This window comes from Anabaena sp. 4-3, assembly GCF_001597745.1.
Taxonomy (GTDB): domain Bacteria; phylum Cyanobacteriota; class Cyanobacteriia; order Cyanobacteriales; family Nostocaceae; genus Trichormus.
On record NZ_LUHJ01000047.1, the window covers coordinates 153,868 to 173,427 of the forward strand.

The 19,560-nt window shown below is 37.3% G+C and carries 18 protein-coding genes; 1 reads left to right on the plus strand and 17 read right to left on the minus strand.

What is annotated here, in order from left to right:
• Positions 1-104 precede the first annotated feature (104 nt).
• The 16 genes from A3775_RS12865 to A3775_RS12935 all read right to left on the minus strand — a co-directional run bounded on the left by A3775_RS12865 (position 105) and on the right by A3775_RS12935 (position 17,743).
• A complete protein-coding gene (locus A3775_RS12865; protein WP_066377085.1) occupies positions 105-1,253 on the minus strand; it encodes a DegT/DnrJ/EryC1/StrS aminotransferase family protein in 1,149 nt (382 codons plus the stop codon).
• 96 nt (positions 1,254-1,349) lie between these two features.
• Complete coding sequence (locus A3775_RS23590) at positions 1,350-1,448, minus strand: adenylyl-sulfate kinase (protein ID WP_231867003.1); 99 nt, start codon at positions 1,446-1,448, stop codon at positions 1,350-1,352.
• A 96-nt stretch (positions 1,449-1,544) separates the two neighbouring features.
• The gene (locus tag A3775_RS12870) at positions 1,545-2,552 is read right to left on the minus strand and encodes a sulfotransferase (RefSeq protein WP_066377084.1); all 1,008 of its coding nucleotides are present in this window, start codon (positions 2,550-2,552) and stop codon (positions 1,545-1,547) included.
• Positions 2,553-2,568: 16 nt separating this feature from the next.
• Entirely contained in the window at positions 2,569-3,648 is a 1,080-nt protein-coding gene (locus A3775_RS12875) for a GNAT family N-acetyltransferase (RefSeq protein ID WP_066377083.1), read from the minus strand.
• Positions 3,645-3,878 (minus strand): DegT/DnrJ/EryC1/StrS family aminotransferase, encoded by a 234-nt coding sequence (locus A3775_RS12880; RefSeq protein ID WP_066377081.1) that lies wholly within the window; start codon positions 3,876-3,878, stop codon positions 3,645-3,647. Before A3775_RS12880 ends, A3775_RS12875 begins: the two co-directional genes overlap by 4 nt.
• Positions 3,879-3,892: 14 nt before the next feature.
• On the minus strand, positions 3,893-5,533 hold the full coding sequence (locus A3775_RS12885; RefSeq protein WP_082803738.1) for a glycosyltransferase: 1,641 nt from the start codon (positions 5,531-5,533) through the stop codon (positions 3,893-3,895).
• A gap of 303 nt (positions 5,534-5,836) precedes the next feature.
• Entirely contained in the window at positions 5,837-7,249 is a 1,413-nt protein-coding gene (locus A3775_RS12890) for a hypothetical protein (protein ID WP_066377078.1), read from the minus strand.
• 15 nt (positions 7,250-7,264) lie between these two features.
• Positions 7,265-7,993, minus strand: a complete 729-nt coding sequence (locus A3775_RS12895) for a class I SAM-dependent methyltransferase (protein ID WP_066377077.1) — start codon at positions 7,991-7,993, stop codon at positions 7,265-7,267.
• Complete coding sequence (locus tag A3775_RS12900) at positions 7,990-9,777, minus strand: ABC transporter ATP-binding protein (RefSeq protein WP_066377072.1); 1,788 nt, start codon at positions 9,775-9,777, stop codon at positions 7,990-7,992. The genes A3775_RS12895 and A3775_RS12900 overlap by 4 nt, the downstream gene beginning before the upstream one ends.
• Positions 9,774-10,601, minus strand: a complete 828-nt coding sequence (locus A3775_RS12905; protein WP_066377070.1) for an ABC transporter permease — start codon at positions 10,599-10,601, stop codon at positions 9,774-9,776. The genes A3775_RS12900 and A3775_RS12905 overlap by 4 nt, the downstream gene beginning before the upstream one ends.
• A gap of 23 nt (positions 10,602-10,624) precedes the next feature.
• The gene (gene asnB, locus A3775_RS12910; protein ID WP_066425247.1) at positions 10,625-12,502 is read right to left on the minus strand and encodes an asparagine synthase (glutamine-hydrolyzing); all 1,878 of its coding nucleotides are present in this window, start codon (positions 12,500-12,502) and stop codon (positions 10,625-10,627) included.
• A gap of 60 nt (positions 12,503-12,562) precedes the next feature.
• A complete protein-coding gene (locus tag A3775_RS12915; protein WP_066425249.1) occupies positions 12,563-13,576 on the minus strand; it encodes an NAD-dependent epimerase/dehydratase family protein in 1,014 nt (337 codons plus the stop codon).
• 116 nt (positions 13,577-13,692) lie between these two features.
• The gene (locus tag A3775_RS12920) at positions 13,693-14,871 is read right to left on the minus strand and encodes a DegT/DnrJ/EryC1/StrS aminotransferase family protein (protein ID WP_066425251.1); all 1,179 of its coding nucleotides are present in this window, start codon (positions 14,869-14,871) and stop codon (positions 13,693-13,695) included.
• Positions 14,868-15,449 carry an acyltransferase gene (locus A3775_RS12925; protein ID WP_066377064.1) on the minus strand — a complete coding sequence of 194 codons (582 nt, stop codon included), beginning with the start codon at positions 15,447-15,449 and terminating at the stop codon, positions 14,868-14,870. Before A3775_RS12925 ends, A3775_RS12920 begins: the two co-directional genes overlap by 4 nt.
• Complete coding sequence (locus A3775_RS12930; protein WP_231867004.1) at positions 15,442-16,392, minus strand: Gfo/Idh/MocA family protein; 951 nt, start codon at positions 16,390-16,392, stop codon at positions 15,442-15,444. Before A3775_RS12930 ends, A3775_RS12925 begins: the two co-directional genes overlap by 8 nt.
• Before the next feature lie 22 nt (positions 16,393-16,414).
• A complete protein-coding gene (locus tag A3775_RS12935; protein WP_066425256.1) occupies positions 16,415-17,743 on the minus strand; it encodes a nucleotide sugar dehydrogenase in 1,329 nt (442 codons plus the stop codon).
• Positions 17,744-17,855: 112 nt separating this feature from the next.
• Between A3775_RS12935 and A3775_RS12940 the strand changes: the two genes are divergently transcribed.
• Complete coding sequence (locus A3775_RS12940) at positions 17,856-18,962, plus strand: glucuronosyltransferase (RefSeq protein WP_066377060.1); 1,107 nt, start codon at positions 17,856-17,858, stop codon at positions 18,960-18,962.
• A 22-nt stretch (positions 18,963-18,984) separates the two neighbouring features.
• Here the strand turns inward: A3775_RS12940 and A3775_RS12945 are convergent.
• Positions 18,985-19,560 (minus strand): Uma2 family endonuclease (locus A3775_RS12945; protein WP_231867005.1); only part of this gene is annotated, 576 nt, incomplete at its 5' end.

Genomic DNA, 19,560 nt, shown 5'->3' on the forward strand with positions numbered 1-19,560 from the left:
TCAGTTAACGAATTTTATTTTTTTAATAAAGATATTAATCATGTTGTTGAGCAATTGATTTATACTTCTGGATAACTCTGATTAAAATTATAATTTTCCAGAATCTATGGTGAAATTGCCGAATATTTTTGCAGTCCAGCCTTCAAGGAATTAATTACTAGCTGTTGATCGCTTTCATTCATGCCAGGGAATATTGGTAATGTAATTGATAAATCTTCAGCATCGGCTGCATTAGGATATTGTTCCGCTTTGAGATTATATTTATTTTGATAATAACCAAGGCGGTGTACAGCATGAGTTCCCGGCCTAGTTTGAATACCATCTGCTGCCATTGCTTCCATAATTGCGTTGCGGCGATTGACACCACCTGCCATGATTCTGATGACGTAAGATTGGTAACTGTGACCACACAGATGAGGTATAATTGGCAAAGCAATATCAGCAATGCCTTCTAGATAGAGATTGTATTGTTTAGCTAGATTGATGCGCTCAGATAAAAGTTGATTTAACTTTTGCATTTGTGCTATGCCGATCGCTGCTTGAATATCAGTGAACCGCAGATTATAACCCAAGTGATCAAAGCGTCCCATATAATAAGGCTTTGTAGCTTCAACATCGGGATTGGGCGAAGCACCATGATTTCTTAAAACTTTGAGTTTTTCTGCTAACTCTGGATTATTAGTTGTCACCATTCCACCTTCACCTGTGGTAATGACTTTCCGGGGATGAAAGGAGAAACAACCAATATCACCCAATCCACCGACTGGTTTGCCATTATATGTAGTACCAACGGCGCAAGCAGCGTCTTCAATGATGGCAAGATTATACTTGTGTGCGATCGCTAAAATTTCTGTCATCGGTGCAGCTAGTCCAAATAGATGCACTACCACTACAGCTTTCGTTTTAGGTGTGATAGCTGCTTCCAAAGCCACAGGATCAATGTTAAATGTATCTCTTTCTACATCAGCAAAGACTACCTTTGCACCAACATATTCTGCACAATGAGCAGATGTCACCCAGGTGAATGCAGGGACAATCACTTCATCTCCTGGTTCTAATTGCAAAGCCATAGCGGCCAGATGTAAACCAGCAGTACAGGAAGTAGTGGCTAGAGCATATTTTACTTGGTGTTGCTGTTGGAATAACTCCTCAAATTGGCGAGTCATTGGCCCCTGTGTCACCCATCCTGAGTCCAAGCATTGCTTGATCATCAGGATTTCTTGCTCGTCGAATGCTGGGGAAGTTATCTGCATTTATTTACCTATAAATTTATCTAAAATTATGCGATCGCCTTCATTTCGGTCTACCAACTCTGTGAAAACTTTGGTAACACTATCTGCTATGTCTAATCACTCGAATTTGTAGCCGTGCGATCGCCACTCCATAGCCACTTTTGAGCTAATCGTAGTTCTACCCGAACCACTCAGACCTGTCAACCAAACTGTCACACCACGCTGTTGCAGTTTTATTTAACCTCCACTAATCCAGCCAGACATAAAATTATAGTGATATGTGGTAGTTTGTCAATCTGAACCACAAGAAAATTATTGGCTCGCTGCATCTGCTAAAGCCTGTCTGAGTTTGCTCCGAATCTGATTTTCCTCTCCCATCCTGGCTGGAGCAGACAAATTAGACACTGGATTACCAACTTTCAGGATAGAGCAACCTATTTGTTGTAATTTTTGGGCAAAATTATCAATAATTGCTTCTGGTGCTTGTACTAACTCTTTATAGGTAATTACCATTTTCCTTTCCTGAGCAACTTGCCCTAAATCTCTATCAATCGCATGACGAATTCCTAGCAACTGTCGGGCTATTTGCTCTTCAGGAGGTAGGTTTTTCAGACTTGCGTAGTTTCTCGTTCTCAAAGACCACCATTTATCAACAGAACCCAGCCTTTCTTGACGCACCCGCCACACTGATTCTGCTACATCAATTAAATTTCTCTGTAAATCTATAAAAAAGACGTTAGGAATTTGCTTTAAAACCGGAATAAAAAAGTCACATAATAAGCACTTAAATAATACTGGTTTTTCAAATACATTCAAAATTGCATTTAATTCTGCACTTAATTGAGCGATATTGACTTTTTGTAAATCCCTTGTATCTGGTTCATGGACATCTTCACAAATTCCCAAATGGCGCGACCAAAAATAACCAAATTCATGGGGTTCTTCAATCCGTTTTGTCACGCCGTGCTGACTTTTGTATTGTCGGCATTCATGAAAGCGATCGCCAATCAGAATTTTTTGCATCACAGCACCCACAGCAGGAGTTTCATAAAATCTAGCCATCAAATTTGATGGATAGCCAATATCTAATCTAGATGCTAATATCTGACTTAATAAAGTAGAACCTGACCTTTGAGTTCCCAAAATTAATATAATCGGATAATTTAATCCCAACACTGCTTGTTTTTCGACCATATTTTGCAGTGGTATGAGCATTTGATTTAAATTTTCAAAAAAGTCTTCTTCAAATTGATTTTTTTGAAAATTAGGTAATCTTTCTTGTGTGTCAAAGGAAGAAACTTCTTTATAATTCTTATTCATGATGTAAATATTATTCTTATTTTTGTAAAACGTGAAAAGGCAAAACATAAAAATATGGGTATTCAGCCAATATTTGTTTACTTGTCAATTGACGTAATGAGGAGGAATTGTCATATTCCTTGATATAATAAAAGTAGGGTTTATCTTTTGTCCCCCAACGAGATTTAAAATTATAAACTCCAGTTTGCGTCAACCATGTCCCCCCCCAATTCCAGTAAAGACAACCCCGTTTTATCGCTTCTAACATAGCTTCATAGATAATCAGACTCATAGGTTGATAAATCCGATAGCTTGCCAGTGTAGCTGGTGTATAATACTCAGCAGTGCAATTGTAGAAAAAAACTAATAATCCAGCAATAATTTGCTCATCTTTTTCCGCTAAATATATGCGATAATCGCGGTCATAAGTAAATGTTTCTCGAATAGCAGAGAACACTGACCAAGGTTTCGGGATTCCCCCAATGGCTAAAATATTCTCATGATGTAAATCTGCCAAAGCTTGTAGTGATGCCAAAGAATCGGAATGATAGATATAAATCTCACTTTTCTGTGCTTTTCTCACACAGTTACGGGTTTTTTGGTGGAATAATCCCATAAGCATTTCGGAAATGCTGTCATCGTTGCTAGTATTGGTAGGTAAATCAACTAATTGTCCAATGCGTTTATCTCGGAATGTATAGGAACAGTGAGATTCATAGAAATTGACATCAGAATCTAAAGGATTAGATATTAATGTAGAAACTACTACAGATTCTTGACTAGCTAAACAGTCAAAAGCATCCAACAATTCTTGTTGAACTTTTTCTGGGTGGGATGCTTGGGGTGAAATAATTATTCCGCCATTACTACCATAAAAAGGTAGAGAGTTGAGTACATTTCCATAGATAGGGTGACGCTTAACGAATGATGGTAATGCACCAACTAAACGTCCAGAATCGTAAGCTAATAGATAATAATCTTGACTGTTAACTAAAATTTTTTGCAAGAAATTCCGATACTTTAATGAGCTATAGAGAAGAGATTCTTGACAATAATGCAAAAAACTTTCATAATCATCCTCTCTATCTTTTGTTAAAATATCTAATTGAATGCTCACGTTTTTTTTACCAGATTGTTTGACAAGCTAAGACGACTTTTTTGATTAGCCAATACCAAAGCAGTAGAACCGCTAGCAACCGCCACCCCACCAGCTAAACCTAAGTAATGTGCTACTTCTATTTCAAACTGATGTACTAACTGTCCTTGAGCAATCATCCCACTTCCTAGTACGACTGTAACAGCTTGTTTGTCAGCATCAGTAATCCAAGGTTGAGAGTGGGTAATCATAAATCAACAATAATTCAATTACTATTTGATTGTTTGCAAGCAGCGTGATAGATTTCCTCTTCAGCATTGATATCATCCCATAATGGGTTAATCAAATCCTTGGGTAGTGGAACTTGATCTGCTGTTAACCGCAACAAAGCAATCATTAACGGTACTGTTTTCTCTTCACCGTGATGCCGCACTAACCATTTTCGCAACTCCAAACCTTTGTTTTGGCGAAATTCTGGATTATCTACCAAAAACAGCAATGCTTGAGCAATATCACCGGGTGTACTAGCATTAACCATAGGTGCAACATCACCCGAATACAAAGGTTTATATTGCTCTGTTCGCAGTTTCATAATCACTGGTTTACCAATTGCTGCTGCTTCCAAAGCAGTTGCACCATAATAACCATAGACGAACTGATCTAATAAAATGTCACAGGAACGATAGTAATCAATTAACCGTTTTTTGCCTACGGGATTGAGAATTATAAATTGATTTTGCATTCCCGATAATTGTAATTTTTGCCTAAATTCACTAGCGTCATTACCCCAGGCGAGAAATATAAACCGAATTTCAGGTTTTTGTTTAGCTACATTAATTAGTGTTTCAAAATATGTTTCGTTCTGCCCTTTAACTTTTTTATCTAATCTAGATGTAGTTAGTACATATACCCCTTTACCATATTTTGCTTCCCACTCTTTTCGTGCTTTCCCTTCCCCTGGAAAATAACGTTGATCATCCATTGGATAAGGTAGATATACACCATTAGTTAAACCCAGCCGCCTACAATGTCCTAAAGTATGAGGATTAGAAATCATCAAAAACCTAGCAGCATTAAAAGATAAATTCATGATTTGCCCAAAATCATGACTCATACCTGCGGAAAACTGCAAATCTCCGCCAGTAGAAGCAACGCAGTAAGGTTTACCACTGAGATAAGCGGCTATGGGAATATTTGTACCGTATATCACATCAAATTGTGACAGGGCTGTTGCTAACTGGTAATATGGATATACGCCTTGATAAGTAATCAAAGGCTCATGACGCAAAGAAAGAGATGCTTTCAATAAATGCAGTAAAGGTGAGCGATCGCCTTCACAAAACTTGAGATATGCTGCATAAAAATCTGACCCTTCTAATGGTATGCGATAACAGGGTATTTCTAAACCAATATTCGGATGAGCATTTAAAAAATTTGCACCATCTAATAAATCTAAATGTTCACCATCAAAATTTTCCCATTCCGGTGCGCTAATAGCACTAACATCTGCAACATTTGGAAATAGAGCCACTTCCTGATCATATTTCTGCACTAACATAGCCCATTTGTGCATATTTTGAGCCATATTATCCAAGAAAGCACATTTCAATGGTTCTTGATGTTGATTAACATAACTTAAGGCAAATTCCCATACAGATTCAGAGTATTTTTGAAATCTACTAATATTGTTTGCTGTCAAATAGGGATGATTCCAAGGAGTGTAATCAATATTGTTATATCTTGTTTCTTCAACATTGTCATTGAGTGCAGTAACCTGATTGTCAACAGGTTCTATTGCGTTTTGTCTAACCTCCAATCTTCTTAACCAACTTGTTAATAATGGCTGGCTCTTTTTAATCTGAGATATTACAGGCAAATTAAATAATATATTTGTTATTTTCTTCATTAAGAGGCTATTTATAAATTAAATATTAAGTAGGGTGTGTTACGGCTATGCAAGGATTTCGGAACATAAGAGAGTCAAAATTAGCCGTAACGCACCATCTTTCTGGGTGGGTTAAGTGTTGCTATAAAGTACCAGGCAATTTAAGGCTTATACCGTTTCTTGATGTAGCTTGCTTGGCGTAGCCATAGATGCACTTTATTCTGCGCTGTAGAGACGTTGCATGCAACGTCTCTACATTGTTTTTCTGTGTAACTTCATAGAGAATTGGTATTACTTGATAACTCATCTCTAATACCTATAAAATTATTTAAATATATTTATATCAAGTTTTAGCTCACCAGACCAAGCATTAATAAATTTCCTCCGCCATTTCTTACCAACTGGGTAACGTAAAACAACATCTTTTACATCCTGTGGTGAAGTTAGTATCAATTGATTATCAACTTTTTTCATCTTGATACTTGCCAGCATTTCTAGCCAGTTAAGGTAGGTTTCCAAACCTAATGCTATCCAACCAGAACGCCGAGACAATGCTATCACCTCCTCATGCAATTTGCGGGTATCCTGAATATTTTGAGGATGAAAGTTAAATACCAGCACCCCAGGATAATTTACTTCTATCTGGTTAGCTAATTTTCGTATACGTTGCGCTGCTTGTTTTTCACTTAATTTCAAAGCATAAATTATCCCATCTCCAAACGCCGTTAATAAACTATAATGATCAGACCAAGTACCATCTAAGCGACGTACTCGCATAGGCAAAAAAGAACCGTTTAAAGCCGTACCATCTGTATTAGTATAATTTACATCTAAAGCAATATTATTTTCTTCCCAAGCTTTTAAATGACCAAGATAACCTTTGCTTAGATAGCCATGATTGCGTAAAGTACGAATTGGTTTTTTACTAAGTTGGCGAATTTCCGCCGCTTGTTCTGCACACAATCTATCATATTCCTCTGGTTTAGCTAAAGCATCTGGATGCAAGCCAATTTCCACATTAGATGGTAATTGAGCTAAAGTCTCTGGAGTGTGACGAGTTTGAGTCACTAAAAAATAAGTAATCGGTATATTATTAATGCAGCGCAATTGTTCAGCATATTTTTCTAAATAAGCCCAATCATCATCCCCGGTTAGAATCACAGCACCTTTAGCACCTTTTGGGAATGGTTCAATGAGTGGATAACCACTCAGAATAGATAAATTTTCCGCCAATAAAAAACCGAGATAGTCAGCCCAAGGTTGTGTAGAATATTCTGGCAAAATTTGTTCTTCAAACAAGTAATTAGCACGCTCATTATTAAAGCCAAATCCCCCCTTATATTCAGCTTCCTCAACTTTTTTAGCATCTCCTTGTCGATGTCGTATAATTTCTTCAGTAACATTAATACCTATCAATAAAATCCGTTGATTATCACCTTTATACCAAGCAACAACACAGCGTCCTTTATCATTAGTCCATACAGGTTCTAAATTATCTCCAGTAAAAGAAATATGTGGTAGTAAAGCATAATATTTAGGTTGACGACTATCAAACCATCTGAGTTTATTTTTATGTGCATAGTAAAACTGTTTACCTAATTCTTGATGACACTTAACAGGAATAGATAAAAACTCGCTAGCATCTGCCGAAATTATCACCTTTGGGGTAACACTATTGAGTTCTCCCACAAAGCCATAAGTGAATAAAATATTTGATATATCCAATAATTTATTCATAAAACATACGTGTTTTTAATCAAAAGGTACTGTGGCAAATAGAATATTATTGATGCGATTTTCTGGCTTCAGAAGGTTAGATAACTGAACTTGCAACGATGGAGAAATATATACAGACAACAAATACCACCACAAATCTGTTAACAAAGGCGGCCAAAAACCAAAAGAGAAATTTTTTTCGACAATCATCCCACTATTTTCAATTAGCTGAATTAAGTCAGGCATTGAGTATAAGTTTTTAGAAGCAGGATCTAATTTCTTGCCAGTATTAAGAGTATACAGATTATTTTTATTAACTGTTCTAATGATAATTTTGCCTCCTGGCTTGACTACACGCTTGAGTTCTGATAGAGCCTTTTCAGGACTTTCAAAATATAACAATGCACCTAAACAAACAGCATGATCAAAGTATTCAGAACTAAAAGGTAAATTTTCTGCATAAACACTATCTAATAAAGTAGCTGAAGTATTTTCTCTAATCATTTCCCAACTAGGAAAAACTAGAGGATCAACCCCTACAACATTAAATCCCAGTGTACTGAGCAAGGCTACATACTTACCAGGCCCACATCCTAATTCTAAAACTTGATTGCTTTGTCCTAACTCTATCCAATCTCCAATACAAGCGTGTAATGGATGAACAGCCATGTTTTTTGCATAATCTTGCTCAAATAAAAAACGTTTAATCAATCTGTCTTGACTTTCTTGCAGTTGACGAATTCTGGTTTTTTCAAAAATATTCATTGCTTGTTGATATCCTCTTTTATATACTCCACAGGAACACGTTGGTTAAGTAATCCAAAATCCAAAGCAGGAAATTCATTATTGACTTTAAACTTCAAATCAGAAACTTTCCGCGCAAATACTTCACTGTAAGGATAATTGTTTTTTATATCCCAACCATTAGCACAGTAAGCAGAAACATGATATTCACCTGCTGATAAGTAGTTTTGATGAAATTTAAAATAAATCGTGACTCTCCCCTCTATATCATGTAAATTTTGATAATCACATCCACTAGATTGCCAAAAAACGTAGACTCCATCTGCACGCATGATTTTTATACCAACATCGACAATAGGGACTAGCCGATTCGCAATTATTGTCACTGCAATTTCAAAAGGTTGTTGTTCATTGATGGCAAATTTTTCTAACCCATCAGCAATCAGGTAAATTTTTTCAATTTCAATATCAGGCTTATTTTCTTCTTGCAGTTTTGTCAGCATTACCTGATATTGCTGATGATCAACATAGGGAATTTGTAGATTTGCAATCCTCGCTTCCCATCCATCTTTTAAAATTTGAGATTCAATAATATCAGCTTTTTCCCAAGTACCTGTCTGATAATTAATAAATTCAATATCTAACTTTTCTTTGTTTAAAATTGATTGACTTTCTAAATAAAGTTTGAGTTTATATTTATTGTCTTCTAAAGGTAAATTTGTAGCTTTAATTACTATATGCCCACCTGTTTTTTTACCTGATTTAGCACTAAGAATCCTACATTCATATTGCTCCTTAGAATATAGCCTACCCCATTCAGAAGTTAGGACATCAAGGTAAACGTCAATCTCTGGATTTTCAAAATCTTGGAGTGTTAACGGAACAGTTTTATTCCCTATTGTTTCACCAGACAGATTGATATTACGAATATAATGTGTATCTGCTAAAATGCCATTTTTTTGATTAGATACGATTCTCAGCAGCAAAACATTAGCATCAGCCACATCTAAAAGATTCAATTTATAACTATTTTGCTGTTTTTTAGCTATATTTCCCGTTCTTGTAGCTTCATCTTCTCTTTTTCTATAATCTTCCTCATAATGATTTAATACATATTGTGCTTCTCCTATTTCTCTAATTGAACCATTATCTAACCAGATAGCTGTATCGCATAACATTTGGATCGCACTGGTAGAGTGACTAACAAATATTAATCCTTTTCCTTGCTCACAAAGTTCTATCATTCTTTTAGTGGCTTTACCCATAAAATAAGCATCGCCAACACTCAAGATTTCATCAACTACTAATATTTCTGGTTTAATTGCAGTTGTAATCGCAAATGCTAGTTTAGCATTCATCCCTGAACTATAGGTTTTCACGGGACTATATATAAAGTGTCCTAGTTCTGTAAACTCAATAATTTCTTCTGTTAAAACTTCAGTATCCGCTTTTTTACAGCCATTCATAATTAAGTTAAAGCGAATATTCTCTAATCCAGTTTCTTCAGGGTTTAAAAATGAAGTTAAACTTAACATGGCAGAAATGTTACCATTAACTTCTATTTTTCCAGAAGTTGGTTTTAAATTACCTGTAATGATTTTTAATAAAGTGCTTTTTCCCGAACCATTCGGCCCTATTATACCTACTCTTTGTTTAGCTTTTATAGAAAAAGTAATATCTTTCAATGCCCAAAATGAATCATGACGTAAATCTCCAGTTAACATTTCCAAAAACATATCTTTCGGACTTTTATAAACAGGATATGCCATTGATAAATTTTTAACTGAAATGATGTCATCATTCATAGCAAATTACCAAACATTACTTTTAATTTATCAAATATTTTGTAACCCATTGAGAAAACAATATGACCTAAAATAATTGAGATAATCCATGAGCTAGGGTGTTCAAATCTACCATAGTAAAGTGTATCTTGATAACACCAAGTGATGTAACTAAAAGGGTTTAGGTATAGTAGAGGACGAAATAGCTGGGGAACTTGTTCTGGTAAATAAAAAATTGGCAGTAAATAAACTCCAACAACAGTAAAAATTTGGACAAAATCTTTAATATCTTTAAAGTATACTCCTATTGCAGAAAGTATGTAAGCAATGCCTATCATCATCAAGGTTTGAATAAATATTAATAGAGGTAGAATAATAAAAGTAAGATGTATAGTCTTGAGATAGAAAATTATATATACAAGCAGAATGAGTAAAAAGATAATCTGGTTAATCAGTGAGGCAATAACACTTTTAATAGGTAATATTTCAATAGGAAATACTAGCTGTTTGACTAAAATTGCATGACTAACTATGACTGTAGTAGACTTTGATAGGATTTCTTGTAAAGTTAACCAAGGAATTAATCCTGATAATAAATAGGTGGTATAGTCGAGGGGCATATTTTTATTTTCCCCAATTTTGACTTTAAATACAAAGACAAATATAAATATATATACGCCTATCAAAGTTAAAGGGTGAATAATTGTCCAAATATTTCCTAAAACTTGCCCCTGATATTTATCTGTAATCTCTCGTTTCGCCATTTCAAAAATTAGTTGTCTATGTTTTTGAAATAAAGAGAAAACCTCCCGAAATTCCCACATAGATTTTTTTAAAATTGACATATTTTATATTGGCTCAATATCAGCTAATTATTCAAAAACAGGTGACACCATTGTTCTAAATTCAACAATGACCAAATTAATAAACGCCGATTTGCTTTACCTTGCAAATGTTCATCTACTAACTTTTGTACGGCTGATTTATCTAAAAATTTATAAATGTTAGCACGGTTATTTTCAGTTGTGCGACGGACGTAATCAATACTTTCGCCTTTAAACCAACTAGCATCAGGTGCAGAAAATCCCTGTTTAACTCGTTCAGTTAGAGTATTCGGAATATAATTACTCATCACTTTACGCAGGAGTAATTTACCGTCTTTGGTTCTCTGAAAATATTTATCAGTTTTATTTCCTGGTTCATTTTCATTTAATCTGACAACTTCTGTGAGATTGCCCAATTTTAACCGAGTCGGGATTTTCATGGCAAAATCTACTAGATCGTTATCGAGAAACGGAACTCTAGTTTCTAAGGAATGAGCCATACTCAATTTATCTTCTACGACTAAAAGCCCATGTAAAAAAGTTTTAGCTTCAAAGTAAAGAGAATGGTTTACATAGTCTTCTGGACGGGTTAACTCAACAGAGTGCTGTTTAAAGACGCTGCTAAAAATATCTTTGGTAGAAATATGTGCTACTTTTGACCAAATTGGTTGAAAAACTTGTTGGATTTCTGGCGGAGATAGTAACCTCTGCCAAAAACTATAATATTTGTCAACGTAATGCTCAAAATCATCATTGACTACTGCACGGTAATAACGCCAAGGATAACCAGCAAATAGTTCATCTCCACCAGTACCAGCAAGAACTACTTTGACAAATTTACTGGCTAACTGTGCTACGTAAAAATTGGGATAACTCTGTCCGACACGGGGTTCTTCTAAATGCCATGCTAAATTAGGCATTACTCGTTCCATATCTCCTGCTTTCAAAACCATTTCATAATGTTCGGTTTTGAACAGATAAGACATATACTCGGCTGCTTCTCGCTCATCATAACTGACTTCTACGCCAGAAGCGGAATTGAGGTCAAAACCACAGGTGAAGGACTTAATATAGGGAAGTTGTTGAGCTGCGATCGCTGTAATTGAGCCACTATCTATCCCTCCACTCAAATAAGCACCCAACTCTACATCACTAATTAACTGACGACTCACTGCTTGATGAAAAAGTCGATCTAATTCTTCGATATATTCCCTTTCATCATCAGGATTTTCTGGCTCAGTAAAGTGATAATCCCAATATTGTTTTTGTACCTGCTTTTGCGTAGCCAAGGATATTTTTAGATATGTGCCAGCCGGAACTAATTTTACTCCTTTGAATAATGTTTTATCAGTTAAAAAGTTTTGAAATGTAAAATATTCTTTTAAGGCTTCAAAATCAATATCTTTGCAGTAAGCAGGATGAGCTAAAATCGCTTTTACTTCAGAGCCAAACAAAAATTTACCATCTACTTGTGTGTAGTATAAAGGCTTAATTCCATAGCGATCGCGTGCTAAAAAAAGCTCTCTTTGCTGTCTATCCCAAACAGCAAAGGCAAACATTCCATTGAATCGCTCTAGACACTTATCACCCCATTTGGCATAGGCATATAGTAATACCTCGGTATCTGTCCGCGACCGAAATTGATAGCCCAAAGACTCTAACTCTATTCGCAGTTCATTAAAGTTATAAATCTCACCGTTATAGCTGACAATAAACCTACCATCCTGGGTAGACATTGGTTGATGTCCCGCAGGAGATAAGTCAATAATTGCTAGGCGGCGATGTCCTAAAGCTAAACAATTGTCTACAAAATGACCTTCTCCATCTGGCCCTCTATGAGCAATGGCATCAGTCATTTTTTTAATCAGCACTGGAGAAGCAGGTTCTCCATTCAAGTTTAATATACCAGCGATTCCGCACATTGACTGGTTTTGTTAAAAGTACACAACTGATTTCTAATGCTATGAGTTTAAACTCAGTGTTTAATCTGTCAATCCTACAGCTAAACGACGACGTGCTACTTCTTCTTTATGAGTTTGTCGCCATTGAATTAATTGTTGTAGTCCTTCCCGTAAATCTGTTTTGGCTCTAAAATCAATTTCTGAGGCAGCTTTTTCAGGACAACCAACACGATTTTTTACAAAGGTAGTTCCAGCAGGTTCATAGTGAATTTTTAAGTCTGAACCTGTCAGTTCTAATATGATTTCTGTGAGTTCTTTAATTGTTGTTTTAATGCCAGTACCCACATTATAAAACTCATCAGTAGCGTCAGATTTCATCCCACAGATATTAGCTCTAGCACAATCTCCCACATAGACAAAATCATAGGCTTGAGAACCATCCCCGTAAACAATTGGTGGTAAACCTTTGTCTATGCGATCAAGAATTTTCATGACGACAGCTACATAAGTACCTCGGTAATCTTGTCTGGGGCCATAAACATTCATGTAGCGTAAACCTACATAATCGAGGTGTTTATCAGTATTTTTGTAACGGTGATATATCGCCCTACACATCTGCTCACCCGCTACTTTAGTTGCTCCATAGAAATTTGTATTATTATAAGGATGATCTTCTGTCATCGGTTCGGTAATTGCATCACCATAAACCGATGCTGAGGAAGAATAAACTAATTTCTTGATGCGATTATTAATACAAGCTTCTAAAACGTTAAATGTGCCACCAATATTAACTTCAAAAGCTGAACGGGGAAAATCATAACAGTGGAGTAACCACAAAGCAGCAAAATGAAATACACCATCAATATCTTTCATTGCTGCATCTAAAATATCTCGATGTAAGATATCTCCACCTAGTTCAAACATTTTGACTCTAGGATCTTTGAGTGCGTCTGCTAAATTCTCTTCTCTCCCTCTGGTGAAGTTATCATAAATTCTAATTTCTGCTACATCTTCTCTTAAAAGAGCATCTACTGTATTAGAACCAATTAATCCTGCACCACCAATAACTAAAAACTTTTTATCTGTTAAATCCATTTATTTACTCCTCAAATATCAAGTTAGGATATGACCTATAATTAAAAAGGCTCAGTATTACTAGGCAGCTATTTACAGTTAATAACTGACGAGAATTTCTTGTTTGACAATTAACACTACAAATTATCAGCTTCTACAGTCAAAGCTTTTCTAATAGTCGCCACAACTCGCTCAATATTCACATAGTCAAGTTCTGGCCAAATTGGTAAACTCAACACTTGAGTAGCTAATAAGTCACTGACTGGATTTGCTGGATATTGCCCTTTGTAAACTGGTAGCTGGTCTTGAGGCACGGGATAATAAATCATAGTGCTGATACCTTGGTCAGCTAGATATTTCTGCACTTGATCGCGTTTCCCATCTAAAATCTTAATTGTATATTGGTGAAACACATGACCATCGGCGATTTCTGGTGTCACCACACCGGGAACATCTGCTAATAGCTGATTATAAGTTTTAGCTACAACCCGTCTTCCTTCATTCCATTTGTCAATGTGGGGTAATTTTACCCGTAAAATTGCGGCTTGCAGTGTATCAAGTCGAGAGTTATAGCCTAAAACTTCATTATGATATTTCTTTTTCGCCCCGTGTACCCGCAACATTCGGGCTGTTTCTGCAATTTGGTCGTCATCAGTAACAATTAAGCCACCATCGCCGTAAGCTCCCAAGTTCTTTGATGGAAAGAATGAATAAGCACCGACATCGCCAATAGTACCAGTGTGTTTACCAGTAATGTTTGTGCGAGTGGTTTCTTGACAGCTATCATTACAACCTGAACAAGTGCCATAGTAACGCGCACCAAAGGATTGGGCGCAGTCTTCAATTACTTTTAAATTATGTGCTTGGGCAATTTCTAAAATAGCCGTCATCGCTGCTGGATTGCCATAGAGATGGACTGGCATAATAGCTTTAGTCTGCGGCGTAATTTTTTCTACTATTTTGGCTGGATCTATATTAAAAGTCTCTGGGTTAATATCCGCAAAGATGGGTGTTGCACCTACATTACTAATTGATTCAGCTGTGGCGAAGAAGCTAAAGGGAGTGGTAATTACTTCATCACCTGCGCCAATACCCAAAGCCCTTAGCCCAATGACTAAAGCATCAGTACCAGAGTTAACAGCGATCGCATGGCGTACCCCTAGATAAGCAGCAACCTCTTGTTCAAATAGCTTCACATCTGGCCCCATAATAAACTGACCAGATTCTAAAACACGAGATATAGCTTCTTGAATCTGGGCTTTTAGCGCATCATATTGGGGTTTGAGGTCAAGAACTGGGATATTATTTTGGCTCATGAGACCCTTATCACTTCTGTGTCTGAGATTTTTTGGTATTTAGCGTCTGTGGAATCAACAGCATAGCCATCAGCATCAAACTTTAGCACATCACCGTAAGCACTCATCCAACCAATAATTTTTGCTGGTACTCCGGCAACCATTGCGTAAGATGGTACATCTTTTGTCACCACTGCGCCAGCAGCCACAAAAGCATATTCATGCAAAGTCACTCCACAAACTATCGTGGCATTTGCCCCAATACTACTACCACGTTTGACTAAAGTTTTCAGGTAATCATTGCTGGTATTGCGTGGGAACTCACAACGGGGTGTTTTGACGTTGGTAAACACCATGCTAGGGCCACAAAAAACGTAGTCTTCTAAAATCACGCCTTCATATAAAGAGACGTTATTTTGAATTTTGCAGTTATCGCCAATAATTACGTTATTCGCCACTAAAACATTTTGTCCAAAAGAACAATTCTTACCAATCTTAGCTTTGCCTAAAATATGGCAAAAGTGCCATATTTTTGTCCCTTCACCAATTTCCGCACCTTCATCCACATAACTGGATTCATGCACAAAATAGTTAGCCATCTAAGGATTTCTGCGCCTCCTCTAAAATTTCTACTACTGCTACACCATTCCAACCATCAGAACGGGGTTTCTGTCGAGTTTTTAGACAATCTAAAAAGTGTTGACACTCTATTTTTAAAGGTTCAGCCGCCGCTACTTCCACAACTTCACTACCTGCGTCGTGATGGTTTAAAGTTTCGTCAATATATTTATGATGAATTGTCACCGTTTGCTGGACTTCATCGTAAACTAGCATTTGCTTTTGGGCAATGACTACTGTACTACGCTCAGTTAAAGGCCAATACCAAGAACAATTAATCTGAGCAGATTGTCGACTTTGAAAGCGCAGGTCTACCTGGACGTGATCGGCAATGTTTGGCTGTAAAATAGCTTTACCTTGGGCTTGGACTTGTTGTAGTTTAGGATTGCCCAACAGGTCTAAGACTACTGATACATCATGGGGGGCAAATGACCACCAGACGTTTTCTTCTGTACGTACCTTGCCCAACTTTAACCTTTTGGTGGCGACGTGTAGGACTTCCCCAGCTTTGCCACTAGCTAAATAATCCCGCATCCAGGCGATCGCAGGTTGATATAATAGCAGATGCCCCACCATGAGAATTCGCCCTTGTTGGTCTGCGTATTCCGCTAAATCACGCGCCTCATCAGTACGCAGTGTCATCGGCTTTTCGACAAAAACATCCTTACCTGCTGCCAAAGCTGCCTTTGCTAATTGATAATGACTAGGTGCGGGAGTTGCTAAAACCAATGCTGAGACATCAGTTTTTAAAGCTGCTTGAAAATCATCATAAGTAGCAACATCTGGGTAGGTTGAGGCGATCGCTTCCCGTAATCCCGGATGGGCTTCCGCAACACCTGCCAATGCCCCTAAACTGTGGAAATTACGCACGAGGTTTTTACCCCAGTTCCCCGCCCCAACAACAATTACTTGTTTTTCGCTCACATCCTTGACCACTTATCCATACCTATAACAGAGTTACTTTATCGTGGTGGCAATCGAGATGACGTGTCACCCCTCTTGTATCTAAGACTGCCTTGGCTTTATCTACCACATTGATGTAATCAATTTGACTATGGTCTGTGGCAATAATCACTAAATCAGCCGATGCAATTGTCTCATCTGTTAGTGGCAAACTGAAGAAAGTTTGACCAGCCACTTCAATTTCTGGCACATAGGGGTCATGATAAGTAACCGTGATTTTATCTTCCAATAGATAGTTAATTACCATAATTGCGGGTGATTCGCGCCAGTCACCAAGGTCTTTTTTATAGGCTGTACCAATAACTAATACCTGAGATTTGGCAGGGGCTAAACCCAACTCATTTAAGACTCTCCTGGCTTTTTCTCTGACAAATATGGGCATAGAACGGTTAATTTCCCCAGCCAAGGCGATAAAATGGGTGTTGAAATTGACTTCTTTGGCTTTCCATTCGAGATAGTGGGGGTCGATGGGAATGCAATGACCGCCTACACCGGGGCCAGGATAAAAAGGCATAATGCCAAAAGGTTTGGTGTTAGCAGCGTCTAAAACTTCCCAGACATTTAAACCGATGCGATCGCACAATAAAGCCAACTCATTCACCAAAGCAATATTAACGGCTCGAAAGGTATTTTCAAACACCTTGACTAATTCTGCTGCCTTGGCACTACTCACAGGTACTATGTGGTCGATGGTTTGCTGATAAAATAACGTTGCCACGGCTAGAGAAGATGGATCAGATGCTCCCACTACTTTGTTAGTGTTTTTTGTGGTGTAGCGTTTATTGCCAGGATCTACCCGTTCTGGGGAATGGGCTAAGAAGAAATCTTGACCCTGTTTTAACCCACTGATTTGTTCTAATACAGGACGCATCACTTCATCTGTAGTTCCTGGATAAGTGGTAGATTCCAGAGTAACTAACTGTCCTGGGCGTAAATGGTGAGCGATCGCATGGGTTACACTTTCTACATAACTCAAATTGGGAGTCAAATTTTTAGTTAACGGTGTTGGGACGCAAATCACAATTACGTCCATATCTGGTACTCGGTCAAAACCCAAAACGGCTTGTAGTTTGCCACTACTAACAACTTCTTTTAAATCTTCGTCTTTGACATCTGTAATATAATTATCAGCCATATTGACCCGTTCGGCTCTTTGGGGATTCTGCTCCACACCCAACACTTGATAGCCTACTTTCGCTTTTTCCACGGCAAATGGTAGACCTACATACCCCAACCCAACCACACCAACAATAGCTGTATGCGCCTTAATTTTTTCCTGTAATTTAACTAAACTTTGCGATTCGTGAGTCATATATTAGCAACTAGATGCAATTCCTCTAGCTAAATAGATTTGTTGTAGATAAATTTACTAGTGTATTAGTCTAACAGGTTTGGGAAACAATATTATTAGTGTTGAGCAAGTTATGAAGCGTGTAGTTTTAGTCACTGGTCACTATTGGCAGTCTAAACGTAAGGCGGGTTTTCATTGGTTAGCAGATGCCTTTTTGCGTCAAGGTTGGGAAGTTGTGTTTTTCACCGCACCCATTAGTTGGCTGTCTGTAATTCGTGGAGACTACCGCCTAGAATATCCTGTTGTGCGAGAAGCTAACCAACTTCAGCAAGTAGAAACAAAAATCTGGAGTTATGTCTGGTTCACACCTTGGCATCCTGCTAACTTGCGATGGGATTTACTTAACTATCTAGCCAGTAAATTATTCCGCCTTTACAGTCAATTTCCTTTGGGTGCAGTTGAACCTATGATTGAGAATGCTGACCTGATTATCTTTGAAAGCACCCCCGCCCTATTGCTATTTGAAAAATTTAAATTTCTTAATCCTAATGCTAAGTTTGTCTATCGTGTTTCAGATGATTTACGGTTATTACGTAATCACCCAGTTGTTTTAGAAACTGAAAAACAAATTAGCTCAAAATTTGATTTGGTAAGTGTTCCTAGCCAATATATATACAAAAAATTTGCAGGATTGCCTAAGTTGCAATTACATTTACATGGCATTCGCAAAGATTTATTTGATAGTAACTATACTAATCCCTACTTAAATTCAAATTGCCCAAACATTATTTTTGTAGGTAACTCTTATTTTGACGTGGAATTTCTAGAATCAGCCAGCCAGCTATTTCCTGATTGGCAATTTCATATTATTGGGCCTATTAATAACCTACCAGCTAATAAAAATATTATTTCCTATGGAGAAATGCCTTTTAAAGACACAATTCCCTATATTAAATATGCAGATATAGCCCTGCAAATACGCTCTTACAGTCCTGGTATAGAGTCCTTGACTGATAGTCTAAAAGTAATTCAGTATACTTACTGTCAGTTACCGATAATTGCTCCTACCTATCTGTCATCTGCTCGACCTCACGTTTTTTATTATCAACCAAGTGATGCTGATAGTATTCAGCAAGCTTTAATTTCTGCACAAAACTTTGACCGTTCACAGATACAAACTGATGATATCTATTCCTGGGATGAACTAATATCAAAGTGGTTGCTTGATTTATATCAGTAAAATACAAACTCAAATTTGTGGCTTAACTGAGCAAATCTGGATCTATTCCTTGAGTACGCAAATACTCAGCTAGTCTATCAGCCCGTTGACGTTCTTGTTCTGCCCGTTGACGTTCTTGTTCCGCCCGTTGACGCTCCTGTTCTGCCCGTTGACGTTCTTGTTCTGTCCGTTGACGTTCTTGTTGTAACTGTTCTGCTAGTTCGGTAGGTACGAGTAATTTGTCACCCGTATCGAGACGATAAAATCCTAATAATTCCCCCTCGACTCTCACCCGCAATTGTAAAGGTTGACATATCCCATCGGTAATTAATTGATAAGTCTCACCCTCTAACCTGTATCCCCGTAACTTTTCTGAAATCCATTCGCCTTTAGGGTCAAATAACCAATATTCTCCAATTCCTAACTGTTCATACAGGTTTTTCTTTTGTTCTTGGTCTTGTTTTTGCGTTCCTTGGGAAGTCATCTCAAATACTACCTGGGGAACTTGTCCTTCTTCCCAAACTTTATAACTATCTCTACCTCCAGGCGGTACATCAAAAATTACCATCACATCCGGTGCTACTCTGAGTCTAGGAAAACCTTGAGCATAGTAGAGGAA

What these genes read in the sequence shown, in the direction of transcription:
- A3775_RS12865 (WP_066377085.1), bottom strand. Translation starts at nt 1,253, where the DNA reads ATGCAGATAACTTCCCCAGCATTCGACGAGCAAGAAATCCTGATGATC.
- A3775_RS12870 (WP_066377084.1), bottom strand. Translation starts at nt 2,552, where the DNA reads ATGAATAAGAATTATAAAGAAGTTTCTTCCTTTGACACACAAGAAAGA.
- A3775_RS12880 (WP_066377081.1), bottom strand. Translation starts at nt 3,878, where the DNA reads ATGATTACCCACTCTCAACCTTGGATTACTGATGCTGACAAACAAGCT.
- A3775_RS12885 (WP_082803738.1), bottom strand. Translation starts at nt 5,533, where the DNA reads ATGAAGAAAATAACAAATATATTATTTAATTTGCCTGTAATATCTCAG.
- A3775_RS12890 (WP_066377078.1), bottom strand. Translation starts at nt 7,249, where the DNA reads ATGAATAAATTATTGGATATATCAAATATTTTATTCACTTATGGCTTT.
- A3775_RS12895 (WP_066377077.1), bottom strand. Translation starts at nt 7,993, where the DNA reads ATGAATATTTTTGAAAAAACCAGAATTCGTCAACTGCAAGAAAGTCAA.
- A3775_RS12900 (WP_066377072.1), bottom strand. Translation starts at nt 9,777, where the DNA reads ATGAATGATGACATCATTTCAGTTAAAAATTTATCAATGGCATATCCT.
- A3775_RS12905 (WP_066377070.1), bottom strand. Translation starts at nt 10,601, where the DNA reads ATGTCAATTTTAAAAAAATCTATGTGGGAATTTCGGGAGGTTTTCTCT.
- asnB (WP_066425247.1), bottom strand. Translation starts at nt 12,502, where the DNA reads ATGTGCGGAATCGCTGGTATATTAAACTTGAATGGAGAACCTGCTTCT.
- A3775_RS12915 (WP_066425249.1), bottom strand. Translation starts at nt 13,576, where the DNA reads ATGGATTTAACAGATAAAAAGTTTTTAGTTATTGGTGGTGCAGGATTA.
- A3775_RS12920 (WP_066425251.1), bottom strand. Translation starts at nt 14,871, where the DNA reads ATGAGCCAAAATAATATCCCAGTTCTTGACCTCAAACCCCAATATGAT.
- A3775_RS12925 (WP_066377064.1), bottom strand. Translation starts at nt 15,449, where the DNA reads ATGGCTAACTATTTTGTGCATGAATCCAGTTATGTGGATGAAGGTGCG.
- A3775_RS12935 (WP_066425256.1), bottom strand. Translation starts at nt 17,743, where the DNA reads ATGACTCACGAATCGCAAAGTTTAGTTAAATTACAGGAAAAAATTAAG.
- A3775_RS12940 (WP_066377060.1), top strand. Translation starts at nt 17,856, where the DNA reads ATGAAGCGTGTAGTTTTAGTCACTGGTCACTATTGGCAGTCTAAACGT.